The sequence below is a fragment of the Variovorax sp. M-6 genome (assembly GCF_052114385.1).
GTDB lineage: Bacteria > Pseudomonadota > Gammaproteobacteria > Burkholderiales > Burkholderiaceae_C > Variovorax.
This window is the reverse complement of the sequence record NZ_JBFREQ010000026.1, coordinates 26,729-49,427: the sequence shown is the minus strand read 5'-3', so window position 1 is coordinate 49,427 and position 22,699 is coordinate 26,729. Positions and strand designations below refer to the sequence as shown.

The following is a 22,699-nucleotide window of genomic DNA, read 5'->3' as shown; positions in this document are numbered from 1 at the left end:
CGTGGGATGGATCTGCGGCGGAACGCCGGGGCGTCAGTGGGAGCTGCCGCGCTTCTTGGTCAGGAAGTCGTTCATCAGCTTCCCGGGCTCATCCGATTCGTAGGCCGCGCCGAATATCTCGATGCTGTGCTTCATCGCCGCGTCAAGATGCGGAGCCTCCGTGGTGCGCAGCACCTGCTTCTGAGCCCTCATCGCAGAGGGTGAGAGTTCCGCCAGCGAAGCGGCGCTCCTGCGGACAACCGATTCCAGCTGATCGGGGGCCACGACTTCCGTCACAAGCCCCCAGCTTTCCGCCTTGACCGCATCGATCGCCTCGCCCGTCAGCATCATCCATCGGGCACGCCCCTCGCCGATGAGCCTGGACAGCAAAGCGCCCTGGATCACGGATGGAATGCCGATCCGTACCTCCGGCATGACGAACCGGGCCGTGTCCTCGGCAATGCGAATGTCGCAGGAGGCCGCCAGTTCCAGGCCCACGCCGATGCACCAGCCCCTCAATGCGCAGATGCTGGGAACCGGAAGATCGCGCGCGGCCTCGCACATCGAATGCAGCGCACCGATGAACTCTCGCGCCGCTGCGGGGTCGAGGGCTGCAAGCTCCCTGATATCGGCTCCGCCCACAAAGGTCTTCTGGCCCGAACCACGAATGACCACCAGTCGAACATCCGCGCGCGAGGCCAGCCCGCGAAGTGTGGCCGCAAGGGCCTGCGCCAGGCCGCTGCTGACGATGTTGAGCGGCCCGCCGCCATCGATGGTGACAGTCGCGATACCCAGCGCGTCCACCTCCACCGTGGCTGCACCAGGGGGGGCATGATCAGGTATTGATTTCATGCCGCCTGCCCGACGGTGATTCCACCGCACACCTTGAGAATCTGTCCAGTCGTGAACCCCGCATCCTGGTGGAGGAAGTGAACCACCGAGTGCGCCACCTCGCGCGCCTGCCCCCACCTCCGGGCTGGCAGCGCGTCAAGGATCTTTTGCGTTGCCACTGAAACATCCGCGTTGACGCTTTTGAACATCTCGGTCTCGATAGGGCCCGGTGCGACGCAATTCACCGTGATGCAAGGTGCCAGTTCGAGCGCCCAGCTGCGCGTCAGTCCATGGACACCGGCTTTCACCGCCGAGTAGACGGTCCGCTGGGCCTTGCCCAGGGCGGCCCTGCTGGAGATGTTGACCACCCTTCCGAAGCCTGCCGCTCGCATGGCCGGCAGCACTGCCTGGGTCATTTGTATCGTGGTGCGCAGATTCAGGTTGACCAGCCGGTCGAGGTCGCTGAACTGGACATCTTCCAGTGCGCTGGAGTGCGTGAATCCCATGTTGTTCACGAGCCGGGTCACTGTTCGACCCTCGAGCGCCTTCTTCAGGGCCTTGGCCGTCTCGGCCGGATCGCCGAGGTCCACCGAAAGGAACTCGGCAAAGGCCGTGTCGTCACTTGGGACCGACCGCGCCATCCCGATGCACCGATACCCTTCCTCGGCACATTTTTGAGCGACCGCAAGGCCGATGCCCTTGGAAGCTCCCGTCACCAATACCCACTCGCCATTCATCTCTTTCCCCTCTCTATCTCAGAACGCGCTTGGCCTTGTGGGTGAACCGCGGCAGACTGCCGTGCGGAACCACTTCAATGAGGAAGCGCACCTTGAGTTGCTCTCTCAGCAACCTGGAAGCAGCGTCCGCAAACCCTTGCGGGTCCTTCGTGTCGGACTCGATCTGAAGCAGCAATCCTTCCAGGAATCCATGCTGTGCGCCTCGCGGACTGCGTACCAGGTCCACCAGGTACTCGCCGCCCGCGCCGGGAATCATGCGGACAACGTTCTCGATCGCCGACGGAAAGACGTTGACGCCGCGCACGATCAGCATGTCGTCCGCACGGCCAATCACGCCGCCCTTCAGACGGGCATGGGTGCGGCCGTCGCTTGCCGGCGAACTGTCGCGAATGACGATGTCTCCAGTCCACCAGCGCACCAGCGGTGAAGCCTCCTTGCGCAGGTGCGTGACCACCAGCACACCCGGTGTTCCATCTTCCACAGGCTGCTCGGTGTCGGGGTCCAGCACTTCGGAATAGATGAAATCGTCGGCCAGTACCGGCCCTTCCTTGCAGGCGGTCTCCCAGGCGATGGGCTGGCATTCAAGGGCGCCATAGCAGTCGAACATGTCTGCATTCCACAGCTGCTCGAGACGCCGCCGGGTTGCTGGAATAGAGGCGCCAGGCTCGCCGCCCGTCGCCAGTGCCCTGACCTTGAGACTTCGCGGATCGATGCCTTCCTCTTGAGCGGTCTGCGCGAGATAGGCGAGAAAGGAAGGCGTTCCAACCAGGATCTGCGAGCCGAATTCCTGCATCGTGGTGATCTGGCGATGCGTGTCGCCGGCGGACGCAGGAATGACCAACGCCCCGATGCGCTCTGCCCCATAGGTGGCACCCAGGCCCGCGACAAACCACGCGTAGTTGTACATGCACTGGAAGATGTCGCCTGCACGCATTCCTTGGGCATAGAAGTACCGCGCGTACAGATCGGCCCACTGGTTCACGTCATTCCGGGTCCAGTACACCGGCGTCGGCTTGCCAGTCGTTCCGGAAGAGAAATGCACACGGACCAAGGTGTCACGAGGCGCTGCGCACATCGTTCCGAATGGCGCCTGGTTCTCCAGGGACGCCACGTAGTCGGATTTCCTCGTGAGCGGCAGCTTGCGGATGTCGTCCAGCGTGCCGAGGTCATCGGCTCGAAATCCGGCATCCCGAAACACCTTCGCGTAGTGGGCGCTGTTGCCTTGCACATACGTCAACTGTGTCCGGAGCAGCTTCAGCTGATTTTTCTCAAGCTGCTCGCGAGACATCAGCTCCACCGCATCCCAGATCAATTCCGAGTGGGGTCTTTCAATGCTCATGATTTCAGCTTTCCTGGCGCTGCGACAGATGCGCCTCGGTACTTTTCTTGATCATCCGGGTCAGCATCATTCGCTGAATCTCGGAGGACCCCTCATAGATCTCGATGATCCGCTGGTCGCGATAGAGGCGTTCCACCACGTTCGGCTTGCAGTAGCCGAGCGCCCCCCAGATCTGTACCGCATGATCGACGACTTGATGCGAGACCTCCGAACAGAGGAGCTTGGTCATGGCAGCCAGTTGCTCGATGGGCTCGCGCCGGTCGTACGCCTCGGCCGCGGCATAGAGCATCATGCGGGACGCACTGAGCTGCGTTGCGGCGTCCGCGAGCTTGAAGCCTGTACCCTGGAAATCGATGATGGGACTGCCGAATGCAACCCGCTCGACCGCGTGGGCGCAAGCCTCGCGGTATCCGGTGAGCGCGATGCCGGTCGCCTGTGCGGAAACCGTGAGGCGGCCGACATTGAGTGTCTGCGAGGCGAGCCTCAGCCCTTTTCCTGGCGAGCCGACCACGGCGGACTCGGGCACCCAGGTATCGAGCACCAGATTGGAGGTCTGTGTCGCGCGCAAGCCCATCTTGTCGACCACCTCGGTCACGGCCACGCCGGGCTGGCCGGCCTCCACGATGAACGGCGTGATGCCGCCGGCGGCCTGTCCTTCCATTCGCGCGAACACGATGTAGTAGTGCGACACGCCGCCATTGCCGATCCAGTACTTCTCGCCACGCAGGCGCCATCCGCCCCCCTCCGGCGTGGCGGTCGTGCGGAGGCTGCTGGCATCCGATCCGGCCACGCGCTCGGACAGTGCAAAGCTGGTGGCCCGGCCGGCGGCCAGCTCCGCCAGGTAGCGTGACTTCTGCGCTTCGGTACCCGCGAGCAGGATGGGGAACGCGCCGAGCTGATAGACGCCCATGATGGCGGCAGTCGAAGCGCAGTGGGCCGCGATGACTTCGATGGCGGCGATGGTTGCTTTCAGCGAGGCACCGCCTCCCCCATACGCTTTGGGCACAAACATCGCAGACAGTCCCGTCCGCGCCAACGCGTCGACATGCGCATGGGGATAGGTCTGCATTTGGTCATGCTGTGCTGCCGCCGGTCCGAAACGGGACTCCGACGAGTGCTTCGCAATGGCGACCCATACCTTTTCGCTCTGATCAAGTGGAGGCTCCCAGACAATCATTTCGGGCCTCCGGCAAAGTTGCCGATCCGCAATTGCGACATCAGGGTGCCCCAGGTATCGCGATCGCGAATCGTCCGCGCCAGCAGATCGGCCGGCGTTCCGGGCAACGAACGCATCCCCATTTCCTCGATGCGCTGAACGAAGCTCGGCGATCTCAGCAGATCGTTGAGCGCGCCGTTGAGCTTCGCAATGGTTGCGGCAGGCGTCTTGGCGGGAGCGAACATGGAGAACCAACTGCCGCCGGCCAGGTCCGGGTAGCCGAGCTCTGTGATCGACGGCGCGCCAGGCAGGCCCTCGAAGCTCCTTTCCATGACGGCGATGGCCCGGTAGCGTTTGGCGGCCACGTTGCTGACAGCCACGCTGACGCTTTCAACATTGCTATCGACCTCTCCCGACATGAGCGCCGTCGTGGCAGGAGCAGATCCGCGATAGTGGATGAAGGTGATGTCCAGGCCAAGGCGTTTTGCGATCCGCGCAGCCGTCAGGTGCGCCAAGGTTCCTTCGCCCGTGGTCGCATGGTTGATCCTGCCAGGGTTCTTCCTGGCGTAGTCGACGAACTCGGCAAAGTTCTTCGCCGGGAAATCATTTCGCACGACGAAGGCGTAGTCCACGCTGGTCACGGCACCGACGGGTTCGAAGTCCTCCAGCTTGTAGTTCACCTTCGAGAACACGAAGGGGTTCAGCGCGAACGTGGTCGGCGTCGTGAACAGCAGGACATGGCCGTCCGGTCTCGATTGGGCGACAGCGCCGGCACCGATCATCGTTGCCGCTCCGTCCCGGTTTTCCAGCACGAAGCTCTGCCCGAGCCTCTCCTGCAATCCTTGGCAGACGATGCGCGCCAGCACGTCTGTCGCACCGCCGGCAGGGAAAGGTACGACCACCTTGACAGGCCGCACGGGATAGTCGGTCGCTTGTGCGAGGGCCAGCAGCGGCGAGGCGCAGGCAATGGAAGCCCCGGCGGCGAATGTTCGTCGCTTCATTGAAATGTCTCCTTGATTTTGTTGCTAGATGCTTGCCACCGGTGTGGCGGGCGAACCCGCTGCCCGCGGCAGGTTGAGCGGTGGCGCGGTAAGCAGGAAGGCGGAGCGCCCGTCGACACGAAGTGCTTCGACAAGCTGCCTGAAGTACCACAGCTCGCCGAGATGAATGCCCAGCTTGAACAGGCAGTGCTCATGCAACGGCAGTGCGGGGAATGCATCGCCCTCACCCGGACGCGCCGGGTAACCCTCGACCGCCAGGTTGTCCGCGCAGAGTGCCGTCAGCTTGCTGTCGGAAATCCAGTTCAGCAGTTTCACGTCGCGCCCATCAAGCACGGCGCAAGCGTTTTCCAGACGCTCCTTGTCCGGCACCCGATTCATTTCCATGAGCAGATCCGCGAAGCCGGTATAGATGCAGAGGATGTCTGCCGTACCAAACTCGACTTTTTGCGACTCGATGGCACGCATCAGGGCGTCATATCCGACGGAAACTCGCTGCTCGCCGTAGATGCGTTTCAGATCGACGATCACGCCTCGCGCCTGGACGCCGGTGCGAGACATGTTTTCGATTCCCAGTCGGGAGGCCCCGAGATCATGGGACCGCTCGCCGGGGCCAACGATGTCGACGCCCCCGCGGTAGCCGTTGTAGTAAACCGGCACTTTCTCGCCCGTGCCGTCCGCGTCGAACATGGAACCATAGTGGGCGAGGCCATCCCACTGCGATGAGTACTGGGTGAACAGGGTCACCGCTTCGTCGCAAACGACATCCGTGAAGCAGGGGCAGCTGGCACTGAGCCGATAGTTGTAGTTGAACCCTTCGCCCCTTTGCGCGAAGCTGAACAGCGGCGCGCCGCGCTGCGGATGCAGAACGTTGCCGCCTGGATAGTCCAAGGGAAGACTGAGATTGAATACCCTTCCTGTCCGAACCTCGCGGATTCCCTCCATGCGAGCCTCTGCAGTGACCAGGTTCATGCGCCCCAACTGGTCGTCCGGACCAAACTCACCCCAGTTCGCGCCTTCGGGCCTTCGCCTCCAGCGGGCCGACGTACCGTGCTCTCTGACCATCGTGCTTCCATTCATGTTGCCGGAGACCGATGCTAAAGAAGTCCCTTCACGAGGACCAATGCCGTTTCAGGATAGGACGCATAGGAAAGCGCGATATCGAAGCGCCTCCTCACGGGTGTGGCCAACCCTTCCGATTCAGTGGCCTAGCTTTCGAGATAGCGTCGCCTCAGCGCGTTGCACTCCGCAGCGCCCAAGCCGAGTTGCATCTGAAGGTACGGCGCCATACCGCCGTACACGGTATCAATCACGTCAAACGCCGCGCACAGAAATTCGGCATCGACACCGTTGACTACCTGAAACACTTCCGCCGGAATCCCCGGAATTGCGCGCGGCGTTTCCCTCCAGTACTGCTGCGAGAGCAGATAGTCTTGCAGTACCGTGGCGCGCGGCACGTCGAGCGCGCTCAGAATGAGTGCAGCCACGAGACCCGTGCGGTCCTTGCCAGCGGTGCAATGGAAGGCCAGCGGGTGTTCTGTGGCCAAGAGGACCTGGAACATTTCGCGTAGTACAGGTGACCAGCGCAGGACGAGGTTGCGGTAACTCTGCATCATGGCTTCGCGCGCGAAGTCTGCCGTAGGCGTTTGGCCTTCGGCATACGCGTCTTGCAGTCGCGCAACTATCGAAGGTTCGATGGGCAGATGCAGTACGCGCACGCCAGCGAGCTGCGTCGGCCGGTGCTCGCGCTCCGCAACGCCGCGCAGATCGCAGACGGTGCCCAGGCCAATCTCGCGCAGCACGGATTGTTCGTGCGCCGGGAGATCAGAGCCCAACGCGTTGGTGCGGAAAATCTGGCGCCATCGCAAGTGCTTGCCGCTCGCGGTGACATAGCCACCCAGATCCCTGAAGTTCGGCGCGCCCGCCAGGGCGAGGTGGCGTGCAGGCGCGCCGGTATTCACATTCGTCATGGTTCCGCTTTGAATCAAGGGCGATAGGTTGCGCGGCCCGCAATGATGTCCCGCACCGACCCATAGGGCGCCGGAAAATCGATGATGTCGTTCTGGGCCAGAATGCTCGGTGTGCAGACCTGAGCGGTCACGCGGTCACCGTCGAGGTGGTACAGGTTGTAGCCAATCTGCTTGTTGCCAATCGTCGGCTGGAAGCCTTGGGGCATCACAAAGGCGCTGGACGGTCCCCAGGCATGCAGGACGGACCCGACCTGCATCATTCGATGTTGGTGCACATGCCCCGTAGCCACGAGGCGCAGGCGTGCAGCGCTCACCAAGTCGAGCAGACGTCTTCGCGGCGCAAGCGGAACATAGCGATGCGTGGGCTCCGGCTCGTCGGGGTGCGCGAGGAACAGGGGTTTGTGCAGAAACAGCGCAAGGGGGCGGTCTTTGAGTGCCCGGACCTCCTGGGCCAAGAAGTCCCATTGATCGGCTTCCTCGGCGAGGTCGCTGCCGCACAATTGGGCGTTCAGTCCGATCAGCCGAAACTCGCCTGCATCGGTTCCCCAGAAGTCCGCCCCCCAGACGGCGCAATAGCGATCCCGGCGCTGCGCGGTCACGGGCTTGTTCAGGACCTCGCCGGGCACCCGCGGGTTGTCGCCGATGTCGTGATTGCCGGGCAGCACGCGCCACGCTGGCGTGAGGCGCTGATGGAGCTCGTACGCACGTTGATGGTCGGCATCCTCTTCCGTGCCATTCACCGTCACGTCGCCTGTGTTGATGATGAGGTCAGGCGCAACGCGATTGATCTCATCGGTCAGCGCGAGGAAGTTGGGCTCGAAGTCGCGGTGTTGCGCGCCCAGATGGGTATCGGTGATGTGCGCAATGCTGAAGCCGGCAGCACGACTCTGTAGTGCAGTCTTGCTCATTGCGGTTCCACCCCCATTTGGCGCGCCAGTTCGCCCCAGCGCTGCGTCTCGTTTTTCATGAGCGCCGTGAACTGCTCTGGCGTGCCTGGCTGGGAGACGTTCACGTTGAGTGCATGCAGCCGCGCGATGAACTCTGCTTCGCGTGAGATCTGAGCGACCAGTTCATGCAGGCGCATGATGATGGCGACCTGTGTGCCATGCCGCACGAAAAGACCGTACCAGCCGTCGAGGTTCATGGGAATCTTCTGTTCCAGCAGCGTCGGGACATTCGGCAGGCGCGGGGCGCGGGCCGTGGACGCGACGGCCAGTGCACGCACGCTGCCCTGATTGATGAGGGGCAGGGGTGACATCGGGTCGGCCCAGCCGATGTCGATCTGCCCACCCACGAGATCCTGCAATAGCTGCGGAATGGACTTGTAGACCACGTGCTCGAACTTCACGCCGCTGGTATGCATCAGCTGCTCCATGGCCGCATGGGCGCTGGAGCCGACGCCCCAGGTGGCGTAGAGCGGCGTCGCTTTCTGCGCGCGTGCCCACTCCACCAGATCGTGCACGTCCTGTATCGGCAGACGCGGATTCACGAGCAGCAGGTTGCCGCCTGCACCGATCTGTGCGATCGGTGCGAAATCCGCAAGTGGCCGATAAGGCAGCTTCTTGTAGAACCACGGATTCGCCACCATGGAGGAGAAGCCGCAAAGCAGCAGTGTGTAGCCATCGGGTTTGCTGGCGGCCACATCGCCGTTGGCCAGGATCCCGTTGGAGCCGGGTTTGTTGTCCACGATGACCGTCTGGCCGAGCAGGCGGCCGAGCTTTTCGGCAAGCACCCGGGCCAGGATGTCGGTGCCCGAGCCGGCGGCCGTGCCCACCACCATCCGGATCGGGCGATTGGGGTAGGGGTCGTTCCCGCCCCAGGCTCGGCCCAATGTGGCGGCCAGTGCCAAGGCGGCTGCGATGTCCCGTCGTTTCATGGAATTCCTTTTTTTAGAAGATTTGATAGACGGCTGCGACCTGGTCGCGCAGCCACCTGTTGGCCGGCTCACACTCGGCGCTGGCATGCCAGTAGAGATACAGCTCACGCGAGGGCATCTCGTAGGGAAGAGGAAATATCCGATTCGCCAACGGTGCATTCAGCGCCTGCGCATGGCGCTCGTACATGGTGAGGATCATGTCGGTGCGCGCCACGACTTCACAGGCAGTGGAAAAGTTCTGGCAGCGCAGCTTGACGCGGCGCTCATGACCAAGGCGATGCAGGGCGAGATCTTCGACGCCGGGGTCACTGTGGCGCGATGAGGCCTGCACGTGGTCCAGTTCCAGATAGGTCGGCAGGTCGATGCCGTTGGTGACCTCCGGATGCCCCCGGCGCACCACCACGACCATCGTGGTGGCCATCAGGAGGCGGTGTCGGATGCCCTCGGCCTTGGGCTGCAGCACATCGATCACGATGTCCAATCCACCCGAGGCCAGCATGCCGTGCGAGCTCTCGCGGTCGTAGCGCACCGAAGTGAGCTTCACTGCGGGGGCCACTTCCGCGACGCGTGCGGCCAGACTCGGAATGGTCGTGGACTCGACGATGTTGCGCAGGCCGATACGAAACTCGCGCGCCGATTCTTGCGGGTCGAACGTGTTCAACTTCTTGAATGCGCCCTCGATCTCGATGAGCGCGCGGCGCACGGGCGCGATGATTTCATTGGTTCGCGACGTCGGCGTCATGCGATGTCCTACGCGCACGAAGAGCGGGTCATCCAGCAACTCGCGCAGGCGTGACAGCGCGTGGCTCATCGCGGACTGCGTGAGATGCAAGGTCTCGCCGGCCTTGGTGATGCTGCCCTCGGAATAGATGGCGTTCAGCACCACGAGCAGATTGAGGTCGATGCCGCTGATATGGGCCATGGGTTCTTGCATAGGACCTAGCTTCGTTTCTGTTGTGATAGTAGCCACCGCACGCGAAAATTCGACATGCACAAACCATGTAGTTCCTTCATGGTCACTATTGGCGCCCCGCATGGAGTGCGCCCTCATGCTGGGAACCGGGGCAGAACCTGAACATGCGTTCGAGATCCGGTGGCTCCTGCGATGTGCCCCCTATGCAGAGACGGCCGCCTCGAATATGAACATGGCAGGCGCAAGATCTCGTCAGAATGCGCGGTGCGCAGGAGGAAGCTCGCGGCGTCGTATTTCGGAAGGACCCATGTCCTGATCCTGCGACGAAGTGAGAAGACGATACCCTCGTGCGGGGACGATCAATCGTTCGCCCCCAACTCACTTTCAAAGGCATTGATGGATACGCTCGTTTCAACCAGACCCGTTCGAGGCTTCCGAGGATTGATTTTTGGCGTGTCCGTGGCGGCACTCGCTGCGGGCTGCGCGGTCAAGACCGAACCCGTCGCCCAGGCTGCCAAGTCGGACAGCGCTCAAGGGATTGGCGCTCCGGGGATCGCGGAGACACGCAAGATTGCCCAGGAGGCGTATGTGTATGCCTTCCCGATGATCGCCGGCTACAAGGCGATGTACCAGTACAACATCGACAAGAGCTCCTCCCAGTACAAGGCGCCCTTCAACAAGCTCAACAACGAAGCGCGCGTCTTCACCTACAAGGACACGGCCATCGTCACGCCGAACAGCGACACGCCGTATTCGATGGTCATGCTCGACCTGCGCGCCGAGCCGATGGTCATGTGTGTGCCCGCGGTGGACAAGAAGCGCTACTACTCGGTGCAACTCGCGGACATGTACACGCACAACGTCGGCTACATCGGCAGCCGCGCGACCGGCAGCGCCGCCGGCTGCTTCATGGTGACGGGCCCGTCGTGGAAGGGCGCGACGCCGGCCGGCATCAGGAAGGTGTTTCCGTCCGAGACGCAGTTCATGCTCGCGATCTACCGCACCCAGTTGTTCGATGCGGCCGACATGCCCAACGTCAAGAAGGTGCAGGCGGGCTACAAGGTCGAACCGTTGTCGGCCTTCCTCAAGCAGACCCCACCACCGGCCGCCCCCGACATCCAGTTCCCGGCCTGGAACGAAGATGCGCTCAAGACCGGCTTCGCGAGCTATCTCGACTTCCTGATGAAGTTCACGCCCGAGGTGCCGGTAGAGAAGGACATGCGCGCGCGCTTCGCGAGCATCGGCATCGGCCCAGGCAAGAAGTTCGACTTCAGCCAGCTCGACGAAGAACACAAGGCTGCGGTCGGCCAGGGCATCAAGGACGGCTTCGAGCAGATCGACAAGATGTCCAAGAGCGTCGGCCAGAACGTCAACGGCTGGATGGTCGGCTCGGCCCAGGGCAATCGCGCCTTCTACAACGGCAACTACGTGCTGCGCGCCGCTGCCGCCAAGGTCGGCATCTATGGCAACGACGCGGTCGAGGCGACCTATCCGGTGGCACTGAACGACAACCGCGGCCAGGCGCTGGACGGCAGCAAGTCCAACTACACGATCACCTTCGCCGCGGATCAGTTGCCGCCCGTCAATTCGTTCTGGTCCGTCACGATGTACGACGGCAAGACCCAGTTGCTGATCGAGAACCCGATCAACCGCTATCTGATCAATTCGCCGATGCTGCGGCAGATGAAGAAGAACGCGGACGGTTCGGTCACGATGTACCTGCAGCACGAATCGCCCGGCAAGGCCAAGGAAGCGAACTGGCTGCCGGCGCCCAATGGCCCCATCTATGCCGCCATGCGGCTGTACTGGCCGAAGGAGACGCCGCCTTCCGTGCTGCCGGCGGGGAGCGGGACCTGGAAGCCACCCATGATCGTGGCCACTGCAAAGCCGGCGTAAGTTCCTAGGCTGTGTTCCAGGGGGCGTCGGTTGGCGCCCACCTGGCCAGCGGCCCGATGCGAATCTTCCGATTCAACGCCCTGTGTCGCGCATCCCTTCATGCGGTTGGCAAGGAGGTAGGCGTGGTGCGGGCGCACTGCGCCGATCACCAACACGATCAATTGGCAAAGAGGATAAATCCATGAAATTTCGCGCGCAGACCCTGAAGAGTCTGTTCCGTTGGGCAATGCTGGTGTGTGCTGTGGCCACACAGACGGGAATGGCTACGGCGCAGCAGGCGACTGCGGCCACAGGGCAAAGCAGCGTCACGGCGATCGACATCCTGCTTGAACCGGATGCGACGATGCTCCAGCGCGCTCAGGCCGCCAATGCCCGGCTTCGGACGAACTACCCCAAGGGCTACACCTTGGGTGGCACGCACGCCCCGCACATCACCGTGGTGCAGGCGTACGTCAACACCACAGAGCTCGACAAAGTCTACGCAGCCGCCGGGAAGGTGTTTGCCACTGAGAGCCCCACCCGTTGGAAGCTGGACGCGGTCAAGTACAGCTACCTCCCTCTCGGGCCCATTGGCCTCGGCACCATCAATGTGACACCGACGAAGGATTTGCTGAGGCTGCAGCGGAAATTGATTGATGCGATCACGCCGTTCACCGCGCCAACAGGCAGCGCTGCCGCGTTCGTCACGACGCCCGAGGACCCCGACATCGTCGCTCCGCTCATTCCATACGTCGCAAACTTTGCTCGTGAGCGGGCAGGCGACCGCTACACGCCGCACGTGACGGTCGGCATCGGCACCATCGCCTTTTGGGACGCCATGCTCGCAGAGCCGTATGAAACCTTCACGTTCTCCCCTGCAGGAGCATCTGTCTATCAACTCGGAAACTATGGCACGGCGATGAAGCTGCTGCACTCCTTCTAGCAGGGAGTCTTCCACCAGGCCATCGACGGATCGCTCGCCCTCCCGATGACGCTTTCAGTTGCCGGGCAGGCGATAGGCAAACTCGTAGAAGTGCGTGCCCTCGGCGATGTTGATCCTGAACTCGCCCTCGATACCGGTCAGATCTTCCGTGCCGGAGTCTGGAACGACGGTCACCGAGAGAGAAGGGACGCCGCGACGCATGGTGCCGGTGTGCTGCAGCACGAATGAGCCGCGTCTTGCCGCCAGAACTCCGGTGACCCTCTCCATGGCCACGTAGCCGGCCGAACCCTTGATGCTCGTCCCGGCGCTCAGCATTTGCCCCTGGGTGGTTGCTTCGAGATCACCGGAGATCCGCTTGTTGATGGACAGCCGACCCAGCAGCTTCGGCTCGGCGTCCTCGCCTTCGAACGGCAGGGGTTGGAGTGAGACGACGAACGTGCCTTTGGCAATATGGGTCATGGACATTCCTTGAGCGCGCGGGCCCAACCGCGGCGAAAGCGAGAGAAGGTGGACGAGAGTGGCGAGGGCGGCTTCGGGCCGCAGCCTCGTACGCAAGATGGTAGTGTGATCTCGTTCGCGGCCGCCCTCTTCTTCAGTTTCTCCGCCTCACACGATTCCGGACACGTCGACGATGTAGATCTGGCGCTGCGACTCGTGCACGGAGTCGATGCAGACCTGCCGGCCGTCGCGGCGCCATCGCGGATGCAGATCGCACCGGTTCTCCTTGCCCAGGTCGGGCGTGGCGTAGAAGCTGCCCAGGTCGTGGCGCCGGCCGGTTTCCATGTCGAACAGGAACAGCACGCGCTCGTGCGTTTGCGCATCGGGGTAGGTGTCGCTCAGCAGCCAGCGCTTGTTCACCGGCGAGAAGGTCATGTGGCCGTTCTCCACGAGAACGCCTTCGCCTATCACCCTGACCGCCCCGCCGGCGCGGTCGTGGTACAGGTGGTAGCGAATCTTTCCGCCGTGCGGGCTCCAGACGATGATGTGGTCGTCGTCCTGCCACAGCGGATGCGATATCTGGTACTCGGATTTTTCGTAGTCGAAGGTGCCGACGGCCCTGGGGTCGAAGTCTTCCGCGAGCTGCGGCAGCGGGTGGTCCGAGCACTCCAGCAGGCGCAGGTCGGAGCCGTCAGGATTCATCGTGATGAGCCGGTGCAGGAAGCAGGTTTCGTCCTCGACCCGCTCGGTCCACCGGTGCAGGAACAGCACGCGAGAAGACGACGGGTTGATCTCGATATGGCTCACCCAATGGATCGCCTTGTCCATCGACTTGCGGGAGTGGAACTGGCGAAGGTCCTGGTAGCTGACGATCAAACGCGCCGTCCCGGTGTTCAGGTCGGTCGCGTGGATGCCGTCGTCGGCTGGCGCAAGCGGCAGCTCGAAGGGGCCGTTCGCCTCGCTGTAGCCGATGGTTCTGTGCGTGACGTAGAGACGCCGATAGTCCACGCTCAACGCGTAGCGGCTGTCGGGCGCCACCACGTAGACCGGCATGGGCAGAACGCGCCTGGCACCGGTGTCGACGTCGAGGATCGTGGCCCCGAAGCCGGCGTAGAACGCGCCGGCATCGCCCGTGCGGCTGTTGTAGATCAGTTGGCGCCCTGGCGCCCCGTCCAGCCACTGCAGTTGGCTGCCCATCTGCCAGTTCCAGGCCGTGGTGTCGTCCACCTCATGGAAGCGATCGTTGTCCTGCAGGTCGAAGTAGCCGATGCGCGCGGTGGTTGCCGGCGTGAGTTCGGCGTCCATCCAGGGCACTTGCTGCGCCAGCAGGTAGCGCCCGCTGCGGTCCCAGGCGCTCTTGTTGTAGTAGCCGAAGAAATGTTGGTGCGGCGCGCCCGCTCCCACGCGGCGGCATGGCGCCGCAAACCGGGGTTTGTCGAGAAGTTCGTTGGTCATCGGCTTATTCCGCGGCGATCCGGCCTTGCTCGATGACCTTGTCCCAGCGCAGCTTCTCGGCCGCAATGAACCTGGTCGCGACGTCTCGCGTGTTGGCCACCGGGGTCATCCCCTGGTCCGACAGCCCCTGGCGGAATTCCGGCGCCGAGACGATCTTGCGGATGTCGGCATTGAGCTTGTCCGCGATCGCATCGGGCACCTTGGCGCTGACGGCCACGGTGGTCCACGAGGTGGCCTCGAAGGCAGGGAGGCCGGACTCGATCGCGGTCGGCACGTCGGGCAGCGCCGGCAGGCGGGTCTTGCCCGTCACGGCCAGCGCCTTGAGCTTGCCGCCGCGGATGTGGGCCAGCGTGGTTGGCGGGTTCTCGAACATCAACTGGATCTGGCCGGCCAGCAGATCGTTCAACGCGGTCGTGCTGCCCTTGTACGGCACGTGCGTGATCGGTGCATCGGCAGTGAGCTTGAACAGCTCCCCGATCATGTGCACGGACGATCCCACGCCGGCGGAGCCGAAGTTGATCGCGTTCGGCTGCTTGCGCGCCAGCGCGACCAGCTGCTTCAGGTCGTTGGCGGGAAGGGAAGGATTGGCGACCACGACGTGCGGCATCTCGGCAAGCACCGTGACGACCTTCAGGTCCGTCGCGGGGTCGTAGGTCAGCTTCTTGAAGACGCCGTAGGTCGCGTGCAGCCCGATCGAGCCGAGCAGCAGCGTGTAGCCATCGGCCGGTGCATCGGCCACGAACTTGCCGCCGATGTGTCCACCGGCGCCGGGGCGGTTGTCGACCACCACGGCCTGCTTGTACAGCTTGCCCAGGCGGTCGGCGAGCATGCGGGCCTGCACGTCGGAACTGCCGCCGGCGGTGAAGGGCACCACGAGGCGGATCATCCGGTTCGGATAGGCCTGTGGTTCCGATGCCTGCGAGATGGAGGCGAGCCCGAAGGCCAGTCCGAGAAGAAGGCCAAGGCTGGCGGCCCTGCGCGGCCATTGCTGTGTCATGCGTCGTCTTCCTTGCTGCACGCCTTCGCGGCGTGATGGAGGGGGTGGAGGTGATGTGTTCCGGCGCAGTTTAGAAATCCGGCATCATTCTGGAAAATTCAATTTCATCGCCAGGGTATGCAGAAAAGATATGCCCTCGCCCATGCGCTCGCACCGCAGTTCCAGGAGCTCCCGAATGTCGCGACCATTGAACTTCCGCCAGATCGAAGCCTTTCGCGCGGTCATGCAGACCGGCACCACCACGGCGGCGGCAGCCATGCTCCACACCACGCAGCCTTCGGTGAGCCGCCTGCTGGCGCAGATCCAGAATGCCACCCAGCTCAAGCTGTTCGACATTCACAAGGGGCGGCTTCGGCCCACGCACGAGGCACGGCAGCTGTTCGACACGGTGCAGCGCCATTTCCTCGGGCTGGACCGCATCGAGCAGAGCGTGGCGGTCATGCGGAAGTCGGGCACGGGCTCGCTGCGCGTCGGTTGCACGCCGGCACTCGGGCTCAGCGTCATGCCCAAGGTCGTTCATGCATTCTCGCGCTTGCATCCCGAGGTGCACGTCAACCTGCAGACCGTCAGCGCGCATCCGCTGCGCGAAGGCTTGCTCTACGGTCTGTACGACGTCGCGCTGACCACGTCCGAGATCAACGATCCGCAGATCGAAGCCGTTTCGCTGCACCGTGCCCATGCGGTATGTGTGATGCATCCGGAGCACCCGCTGGCGCGCCGCACCGGCCTGCATGTGCGCGACCTGAAGGACCAGGTGCTGCTCACCCTCAATGCCGACGACGAGATTCATCAGCGGTTCCTGGGCACCTTGCAGCTGCATCGCATCGAGGCGGCGGCGACGGTCGAGACGACCTACTCGGTCACGATCTGCATGATGGCCGCGCAAGGGACGGGCATCGGCATCGTGAACCCCTACGTCGCCTCGGTGTTCGCGCGCGATCTGATGGTTCTTCCTTTGCTGCCGCGTTGCCCGGTGGAGGTGTCGATGGCCTTTTCGCCGCAGTCGGCACCCTCCGCCATTGCCGAAGAGTTCGCGAGGCTGCTCAAGCTGTACTTCCACGAATTCGTGCGGCCCACGTCACGCAAAGCCTAGAGCCCTGCCAGCGGGGCGGGATTTCTGTAGCCTGCGTCTGCAGGGACGCACGCAAAAACAAGAAGGTCCGGCACTCGGCCGTGCCGGAAACGCCGTGACGGCTCGGCGGAACGTTGCGCAAGATCAAGCGGGCGTGAAAAAAACCGCAATCAGCGGGGCTGGTGCACGCGATCGTCATTCAGCCATCACAAACAGCGTGTAGTCTGGGTGCAGATGGTCCGCTGGCGCTGGTAGAGGACGCTTCGGCACCCGCCCATAGGGGGCGGTTCCTCGATGCCGGCGGCCGTCGCCACTTTCGACCGGGCTCAGTTCCGGCACCGTCGAGCCGCCCGCCGAGGCGGCTTCTTCGTTTGCGGAACTCCGGCCTGGATCGTGAACCTAAGAGGTCTGCACCTTTCTCCAAGGTCGACCACCGACCTCTTGCCCTGACTGGAAACGGCCAGGGCTTTTTCGTTGTGCGCCACACAGCGTGGCCGTTGGCACGCTGGCCTGCGCCACGCCTCCTGAGGATCCAGAGGTGGTACAGGGCGGCGCCGGACAACGAAAGAAGCGATTCCGGCGGAGAGTGTGAGATTCGAACTCACGGACGGTTGCCCGTCGGCAGTTTTCAAGACTGCTGGTTTAAACCACTCACCCAACTCTCCTGGACTGCCTTCGTCGCGCGGGAAGGCAGGGTCGGGATTCTAGTCTGAGCGCTGGGCGGCTTCAGGCGCGGAAGCTGGCGCCCACCCCCGCAGCACCAGGTCCGCGATGCCTTCGGCCCACACCCGGCGCTCCTCCGGCCCGGCCAGCGGCTTCGAGATGAAGAAGCGCACCCCGCCCAAGGCCAGGTTCGACAGCTGCACGGCGGCCAGCTCGGGCGAAGGCACGCGCAGCCGGCCCGCGCGGTGCGCCTCGGCCAGGTACTCGACCACCGGCGCGATCACGTAGCTGTTCTCCACATAGAGCGACTTCGCGAGTTCGGGGAAGCGCATCGCCTCGGCGATCACCAGCCGCATCAGCGCCAGGGTCTTGGGCTCGGTCGCGGTCAGGTACAGCCGCTCGACCAGTTCGATCAGCGTCTGGCGGTCGTCGCTGCTCGGGTCCACCAGGGCGTTCTGCATGGTCTCGCGGGCATTGCTGACCGCACGGTGCGCCACTTCGCGGAACAGCGCCTCCTTGTTGTCGAACTGGCGGTAGATCGTGATCTTGGCCACGCCGGCCTCGCGCGCGATGGCCTCGATGCTGGTGGCCGAGTAGCCCTTCTCGAGGAAGGATTCCAGCGCCGCCGCCAGGAAGGACTCGCGCAGCGCAGCCGCCTGCTCGGGGCTGGGCCGGCCACGCGAGCGCCGCTTGATGGTCTCTGTCGTCTCTGAGAGGTCGGTGTCGTTCTTGTCCATGGGCTGTTGCTCGTCGTCAGTCCGGAAGGAAGATGGACTGCAGATCGCTCAAGAAGTCGAAGCCGCGCGTGGTCGGCCAGACGCGCGCAAGATCTCTTTGTATCAAACCTTTTCGCTCGGCCTCTTCAAGGCCCCGCTGGATGGAGGTGATGGCCAGGCCGGTGCGCTCGCCGAACTGCGCCAGCGTGAAGCCGTCCTTCAACCGCAAGGCATTGAGCATGAATTCGAAGGGCAGCGCGCCGATGCCGACGTCGTCGCTCTGGGCGACGGCACGGCCGGCGAGCGCGTTGTCCATGTACAGCCGCGGCTCGCGGAAGCGCACCTGCCGCACCACCCGGTGCGCAAAGCTCAGCTTGCTGTGGGCGCCGGCGCCGATGCCCAGATAGTCGCCGAACTGCCAGTAGTTCAGGTTGTGCGCGCAGGCATGGCCGGCGCGCGCATAGGCCGAGATCTCGTAGCGCTGCAGCCCGCTGGCGGCCGTGCGCTCCGTGATGCGGTCGAGCATGTCGTAGGCCGTGTCGTCCTCGGGAATGACGGGCGGAAACTTGGCGAAGTAGGTGTTGGGCTCGATGGTCAGGTGATACACCGACAGGTGCGGCGGCTGCAGCGCCAGCGCCTGGTCGAGGTCGGCGTCGAGGCCTCCCAGGGTCTGGCCCGGCAGCGCATACATCAGGTCGAGGTTGAAGGTGTCGAAGGCCGCCGCGGCCTCCTCCACCGCGGCGATGGCCTGGGCGCGGTCGTGCACGCGGCCGAGCGCCTTCAGGTGCTCGTCGTCGAAGCTCTGCACGCCGACCGACAGCCGCGTCACGCCCGCCGCCCGATAGGCGCGGAAGCGGTCGCGCTCGAAGGTGCCGGGGTTGGCCTCCAGGCTGATCTCGCAGTCGGGCGTGAGCTTGAGCCGCGCGCGCAGGTCGCCGATCAGGCGGTCGATGGCCGCCGGCGAGAACAGGCTGGGCGTGCCGCCGCCGATGAAGATGGTGTGCACCGTGCGGCCCCACACCAGCGGCAGCGCGGCGTCGAGGTCGGCCACCAGGGCGTCGAGGTAGCGCTGCTCGGGCAAGGCCTCGTCGCTGCCGCGCCATTCGTGCGAGTTGAAATCGCAGTAGGGGCACTTGCGCAGGCACCAGGGCAGGTGCACGTAGAGCGACAGCGGCGGCAGTGCCGCCAGCTGCAGCGGGCCCGGCCGCATCAGGTGCAGCACGTCGTTGGCGCCGGCCGCGCCGTCGGCCGCCTGCTCGGCGCCGGGGGCGATCGGGATGACGATGCTCACGACAGCAACCAGCGTTCGCGCATCAGGGCCAGCATGGTGCGGGCCGCCTGGCCCCGATGGCTGTTGGCGTTCTTCACTTCGGTCGGCAGCTGGGCAAAGGTCTTGCCGAACTGCGGCAGGAACATCACGGGGTCGAAGCCGAAGCCGTTGTCGCCCACGGGCTCGCGGGTGATCTCGCCGGGCGCGCGGCCGACCGCGATCAGCGGCTCGGGGTCGTCGGCGTTGCGCAGCGCCACCAGGGTGCTGACCAGCGCGGCGCGGCGGTTCTGCACGCCGTTGAGCTGCTCGAGCAGCGCGCGCACGTTGTTGGCGTCGCCCTTCTCGTAGCCGAACCGGGTGGCGTAGTAGGCCGTGTCGACGCCCGGCAGGCCGCCGAAGGCATCGACGCAGAGGCCGGCATCGTCGGCGATGGCCGGCAGGCCGGTGGCGGCCGCGGCATGGCGGGCCTTGGCGAGCGCGTTCTCGACGAAGGTGCGGAAGGGCTCGTCGGCCTCGCCGACGCCGAGTTCGGACTGCCGCACCAGCGCCACGCCGAGCGGCGCGAACAGCGCCTGCAGCTCGGCGAGCTTGCCGGCATTGTTGGAAGCCAGGACCAGTTTCATCGCCAGGGGGCGCGGGTGCGCAGGGTCGTTTTCTTCAACTTGCGAGCGCCTGCGTCTGCAGCGCGGTCAGCTCGACGATACCCTTCTCGGCCAGAGCCAGCAGCGCGTTCATCTCGTCGCGCGAGAAGGCGGCGCCTTCGGCCGTGCCCTGCACTTCGACGAAATGGCCGGCGCCGGTCATGACGACGTTCATGTCGGTGTCGCAGGCCGAGTCTTCGGTGTATTCGAGGTCGAGCAGCGGCGTGCCCTGCACGATGCCGACCGAGATGGCCGCGACGTGGCCGAGGATCGGCGTCGCCTGGATCTTGCCGGCGGCCAGCAGCTTGTTGACCGCGTCCTGCGCGGCCACGAAGGCGCCCGTGATGGCCGCGGTGCGGGTGCCGCCGTCGGCCTGCAGCACGTCGCAGTCGAGGTGGATGGTGCGCTCGCCGAGCGCGGCCAGGTTGAACACCGCGCGCATCGAGCGGCCGATGAGGCGCTGGATTTCCTGCGTGCGACCGCTCTGCTTGCCGCGCGCGGCTTCACGGTCGCTGCGGGTGTGGGTGGCGCGCGGGAGCATGCCGTATTCGGCCGTGACCCAGCCCTCGCCGCTGCCGCGCTTGTGCGGCGGCACCTTCTCTTCGACCGAGGCGGTGCACAGCACGCGGGTCTGGCCGAACTCGATCAGCACCGAGCCCTCGGCGTGGATGGTGTAGCCGCGGGTGATGCGCACGGGGCGCAGCTGGTCGGCCGCACGGCCGCCGCTTCGAACGAAAACTGTCATGGTGATTCGGGAAAGTATGGGAAAAACTCAGGCCGCCGCCGGGCCGCTCCCAAGGCGGCCTGCGGCCCCCCCGGGGGGCAGCGAGTACACGAAGTGACGGAGCGTGGGGGCCATATTCAGGCTTTGCGGGCGGCCGAGCGCTTGATCGCCTCGTTGATCTCGGCGATGGAGCGCTCGATGGCGTCGTCGTCGAGGTCGTCGAGCTCGCTGTCGGACGGCATGCCGGCCTGGATGGTGGAGGCGAACACGCCGTCGCTGATGCTGTCGGTGGAAACGCCGCGCTTCTGGCCCAGCTCGTCGGGGGTTTCCCATTCGAGCGCGATCAGGGTCACGTTGTCGCTGTGGGTGCCGCCGTTGCGCAGCGCCATTTCGGCCAGGTCGGGCGCGGCATCGGACACCGGCTTGCCGGACGAGAGGATGTGCACGATGACGCTGTCGTCGAGCACGCCCCAGACGCCGTCGGAGCACAGCATGACGCGGTCGCCGCGCTGCAGCTGCAGCGGCGCCGAGATATCGAACAGCGGCGTGGTGGGCGAGCCCAGGCAGGTCAGCAGCAGGTTGCGGTTGACCGGCTCGGGGCCGGCGTTGGCGCGCGGGCGCTCGGCGTGCGAATGGTCGCGGGTGCGGGTCAGCAGCTCGCCGTCGCGGATCACGTACAGGCGCGAGTCGCCGCAGTGGATCCAGCTCGCGGTGTTGCCCTGGATGACGGCCGCCACGACGGTGGTGCGCGGCGTGTCGAGCATGCCCTTGTTGCCGGCGTAGCGCATGATCTGCTGGTGCGCGGCCATCACCGAGGCGGTGAGGAAGGCCTTGACGTCCTTGACGACCGGCCGGGCCTCGCGCTGGTAGAGCGCCGCGATGGTCTGCAGCGCCAGCTGGGCCGCCACCTCGCCTTCGGGGTGCCCGCCCATGCCGTCGGCCAGCACGAACAGACCCGATTCCCGCGTGTAGCAATAGCCCATGCGGTCTTCGTTCTTGAGACGGCCGCCTTTGCGGCTGACCTGGAATACGGAGAACTTCATGCTGGGCGGGTCGTAGGAGCAGCGGCCTTGGGCAGGCCCTTCTTTTCGAACGAACGCATGTTGTCGATGGAAAGCCTGACCTTCTCGCCGACCGTGAGCTTGGTGTAGCGGCGCTCGCCTTCGCGGCTGAGCTCCTTCTGCAGCGCGAACACCGACTGCGGGCGCGACAGCGGATCGAGCGACATGCACCACTCGACCACCTCGATCAGGTTGTCGGAGTAGATGCCGCGCAGCCGCGAGAGCGACAGGCCCAGGCGGTCTTTCTCGATGCGCTGCGGCGCGTCGTTCGGGGGATAACCCTGCATGCAGGCGTAGATGCAGGCGCCTATGGCGTAGATGTCGGTCCAGGGGCCCATCGACGAATCGCGCCGGTACATCTCGGGGGCCGCGAAGCCGGGGGTGTACATCGGGCGGATGAAGTTGCCCTCCTTGGACAGCACCTCGCGCGCGGCGCCGAAGTCGATCATCACGGCGCGGTCGTCGTCGGTGACGAAGATGTTGGCGGGCTTGATGTCCAGGTGCAGCATCTTGTGCTGGTGGACGATGCGCAAGCCCCGCAGGATCTCGTCGAAGAGCGACCGGATCGTCGACTCCCTGAATACTTTCTGCTTCTTGAGGTCGCGCGCGGTGACGATGAAATCCTGCAGGGTCGCCCCCTCCAGGTAGTTCATGACCATGTAGACGGTCTCGTTCTCGCGGAAGAAATTGAGCACGCTGACAACTGATGCATGCGAGATCTGGGCCAGCGAGCGCCCTTCCTCGAAGAAGCTCTTGAGGCCCAGCCGGTAGAGGGAGAGCTTTTCGGGCGGCACCTGGGGCGCCAGCTCGCCGGTGCCGCGGGTGGCCAGCGACGAAGGCAGGTACTCCTTGATGGCGACCTGCTGGCCGCTCGAATCGACGGCCAGGTAGACGACACCGAAGCCGCCGGCGGACAGCCGGCGCACGACGCGGTATCCCCCGATCACCGTGTCGGGAAGCAAGGGCGAAGGTTTGACCTTTGACATAATCAGGGAGTTTCGCCCGAAGGCGATGGTGCGGCAAGCGAACGCTGTGCCGAGCCCTC

At 64.5% G+C, this 22,699-nt stretch carries 22 protein-coding genes and 1 tRNA gene; 3 read left to right on the top strand and 20 right to left on the bottom strand.

From position 1 onward, the window contains the following. Positions 1 to 33: 33 nt before the first annotated feature. The 10 genes from AB4Z46_RS25480 to AB4Z46_RS25435 all read right to left on the bottom strand — a co-directional run bounded on the left by AB4Z46_RS25480 (position 34) and on the right by AB4Z46_RS25435 (position 9,808). On the bottom strand, positions 34 to 789 hold the full coding sequence (locus AB4Z46_RS25480) for an enoyl-CoA hydratase (protein WP_442286340.1): 756 nt from the start codon (positions 787 to 789) through the stop codon (positions 34 to 36). 38 nt (positions 790 to 827) lie between these two features. Further along, the gene (locus tag AB4Z46_RS25475) at positions 828 to 1,547 is read right to left on the bottom strand and encodes an SDR family NAD(P)-dependent oxidoreductase (RefSeq protein WP_442286339.1); all 720 of its coding nucleotides are present in this window, start codon (positions 1,545 to 1,547) and stop codon (positions 828 to 830) included. A 13-nt stretch (positions 1,548 to 1,560) separates the two neighbouring features. After that, the gene (locus tag AB4Z46_RS25470) at positions 1,561 to 2,886 is read right to left on the bottom strand and encodes a phenylacetate--CoA ligase family protein (protein WP_442286338.1); all 1,326 of its coding nucleotides are present in this window, start codon (positions 2,884 to 2,886) and stop codon (positions 1,561 to 1,563) included. Between the two features lie 4 nt (positions 2,887 to 2,890). Further along, positions 2,891 to 4,063, bottom strand: a complete 1,173-nt coding sequence (locus AB4Z46_RS25465) for an acyl-CoA dehydrogenase family protein (protein ID WP_442286337.1) — start codon at positions 4,061 to 4,063, stop codon at positions 2,891 to 2,893. Then, the gene (locus tag AB4Z46_RS25460) at positions 4,060 to 5,043 is read right to left on the bottom strand and encodes a Bug family tripartite tricarboxylate transporter substrate binding protein (RefSeq protein WP_442286336.1); all 984 of its coding nucleotides are present in this window, start codon (positions 5,041 to 5,043) and stop codon (positions 4,060 to 4,062) included. The genes AB4Z46_RS25465 and AB4Z46_RS25460 overlap by 4 nt, the downstream gene beginning before the upstream one ends. Positions 5,044 to 5,067: 24 nt before the next feature. Further along, positions 5,068 to 6,105 (bottom strand): cyclase family protein, encoded by a 1,038-nt coding sequence (locus tag AB4Z46_RS25455; RefSeq protein WP_442286335.1) that lies wholly within the window; start codon positions 6,103 to 6,105, stop codon positions 5,068 to 5,070. A 143-nt stretch (positions 6,106 to 6,248) separates the two neighbouring features. Next, positions 6,249 to 7,010, bottom strand: coding sequence for a tyrosine-protein phosphatase (locus AB4Z46_RS25450; RefSeq protein WP_442286334.1), 762 nt, complete (start codon positions 7,008 to 7,010; stop codon positions 6,249 to 6,251). A gap of 14 nt (positions 7,011 to 7,024) precedes the next feature. Then, entirely contained in the window at positions 7,025 to 7,918 is an 894-nt protein-coding gene (locus AB4Z46_RS25445; protein WP_442286333.1) for a metallophosphoesterase family protein, read from the bottom strand. Then, positions 7,915 to 8,886, bottom strand: coding sequence for a Bug family tripartite tricarboxylate transporter substrate binding protein (locus tag AB4Z46_RS25440; RefSeq protein WP_442286332.1), 972 nt, complete (start codon positions 8,884 to 8,886; stop codon positions 7,915 to 7,917). The genes AB4Z46_RS25445 and AB4Z46_RS25440 overlap by 4 nt, the downstream gene beginning before the upstream one ends. A 13-nt stretch (positions 8,887 to 8,899) precedes the next feature. Next, the gene (locus AB4Z46_RS25435) at positions 8,900 to 9,808 is read right to left on the bottom strand and encodes a LysR family transcriptional regulator (protein ID WP_442286331.1); all 909 of its coding nucleotides are present in this window, start codon (positions 9,806 to 9,808) and stop codon (positions 8,900 to 8,902) included. Positions 9,809 to 10,252: 444 nt separating this feature from the next. Here AB4Z46_RS25435 and AB4Z46_RS25430 point away from each other — a divergent pair, with 444 nt between their 5' ends. Then, positions 10,253 to 11,695: a DUF1254 domain-containing protein gene (locus tag AB4Z46_RS25430; protein WP_442286330.1), complete on the top strand. Its 1,443-nt coding sequence runs from the start codon at positions 10,253 to 10,255 to the stop codon at positions 11,693 to 11,695. 181 nt (positions 11,696 to 11,876) lie between these two features. Beyond that, positions 11,877 to 12,617, top strand: a complete 741-nt coding sequence (locus tag AB4Z46_RS25425) for a hypothetical protein (protein ID WP_442286329.1) — start codon at positions 11,877 to 11,879, stop codon at positions 12,615 to 12,617. Between the two features lie 54 nt (positions 12,618 to 12,671). On the opposite strand, the gene AB4Z46_RS25420 is transcribed toward AB4Z46_RS25425, so the two are convergent. From AB4Z46_RS25420 to AB4Z46_RS25410, 3 genes are all read right to left on the bottom strand, one after another. After that, positions 12,672 to 13,076, bottom strand: coding sequence for a DUF3224 domain-containing protein (locus AB4Z46_RS25420; protein ID WP_442286328.1), 405 nt, complete (start codon positions 13,074 to 13,076; stop codon positions 12,672 to 12,674). Positions 13,077 to 13,223: 147 nt separating this feature from the next. After that, positions 13,224 to 14,510 (bottom strand): hypothetical protein, encoded by a 1,287-nt coding sequence (locus AB4Z46_RS25415; RefSeq protein ID WP_442286327.1) that lies wholly within the window; start codon positions 14,508 to 14,510, stop codon positions 13,224 to 13,226. A gap of 4 nt (positions 14,511 to 14,514) precedes the next feature. Beyond that, on the bottom strand, positions 14,515 to 15,507 hold the full coding sequence (locus AB4Z46_RS25410) for a tripartite tricarboxylate transporter substrate binding protein (RefSeq protein WP_442286326.1): 993 nt from the start codon (positions 15,505 to 15,507) through the stop codon (positions 14,515 to 14,517). 175 nt (positions 15,508 to 15,682) lie between these two features. Between AB4Z46_RS25410 and AB4Z46_RS25405 the strand changes: the two genes are divergently transcribed. Next, positions 15,683 to 16,600, top strand: coding sequence for a LysR substrate-binding domain-containing protein (locus AB4Z46_RS25405; protein WP_442286325.1), 918 nt, complete (start codon positions 15,683 to 15,685; stop codon positions 16,598 to 16,600). 559 nt (positions 16,601 to 17,159) lie between these two features. Here the strand turns inward: AB4Z46_RS25405 and AB4Z46_RS25400 are convergent. The 7 genes from AB4Z46_RS25400 to AB4Z46_RS25370 form a co-directional block, all read right to left on the bottom strand. Beyond that, positions 17,160 to 17,244: transfer RNA gene (locus AB4Z46_RS25400), tRNA-Ser, on the bottom strand. Between the two features lie 39 nt (positions 17,245 to 17,283). After that, the gene (locus AB4Z46_RS25395; RefSeq protein WP_442286324.1) at positions 17,284 to 17,979 is read right to left on the bottom strand and encodes a TetR/AcrR family transcriptional regulator; all 696 of its coding nucleotides are present in this window, start codon (positions 17,977 to 17,979) and stop codon (positions 17,284 to 17,286) included. Between the two features lie 16 nt (positions 17,980 to 17,995). Continuing rightward, a complete protein-coding gene (gene hemW / locus AB4Z46_RS25390) occupies positions 17,996 to 19,249 on the bottom strand; it encodes a radical SAM family heme chaperone HemW (protein WP_442286323.1) in 1,254 nt (417 codons plus the stop codon). Then, a complete protein-coding gene (gene rdgB, locus AB4Z46_RS25385; RefSeq protein ID WP_442286322.1) occupies positions 19,246 to 19,851 on the bottom strand; it encodes an RdgB/HAM1 family non-canonical purine NTP pyrophosphatase in 606 nt (201 codons plus the stop codon). The genes hemW and rdgB overlap by 4 nt, the downstream gene beginning before the upstream one ends. A gap of 34 nt (positions 19,852 to 19,885) precedes the next feature. Beyond that, a complete protein-coding gene (gene rph, locus AB4Z46_RS25380; RefSeq protein ID WP_442286321.1) occupies positions 19,886 to 20,614 on the bottom strand; it encodes a ribonuclease PH in 729 nt (242 codons plus the stop codon). 116 nt (positions 20,615 to 20,730) lie between these two features. Further along, positions 20,731 to 21,636: a PP2C family protein-serine/threonine phosphatase gene (locus AB4Z46_RS25375; RefSeq protein ID WP_442286320.1), complete on the bottom strand. Its 906-nt coding sequence runs from the start codon at positions 21,634 to 21,636 to the stop codon at positions 20,731 to 20,733. Continuing rightward, complete coding sequence (locus AB4Z46_RS25370; protein WP_442286319.1) at positions 21,633 to 22,640, bottom strand: serine/threonine protein kinase; 1,008 nt, start codon at positions 22,638 to 22,640, stop codon at positions 21,633 to 21,635. Before AB4Z46_RS25370 ends, AB4Z46_RS25375 begins: the two co-directional genes overlap by 4 nt. Between the last annotated feature and the right edge of the window lie 59 nt (positions 22,641 to 22,699).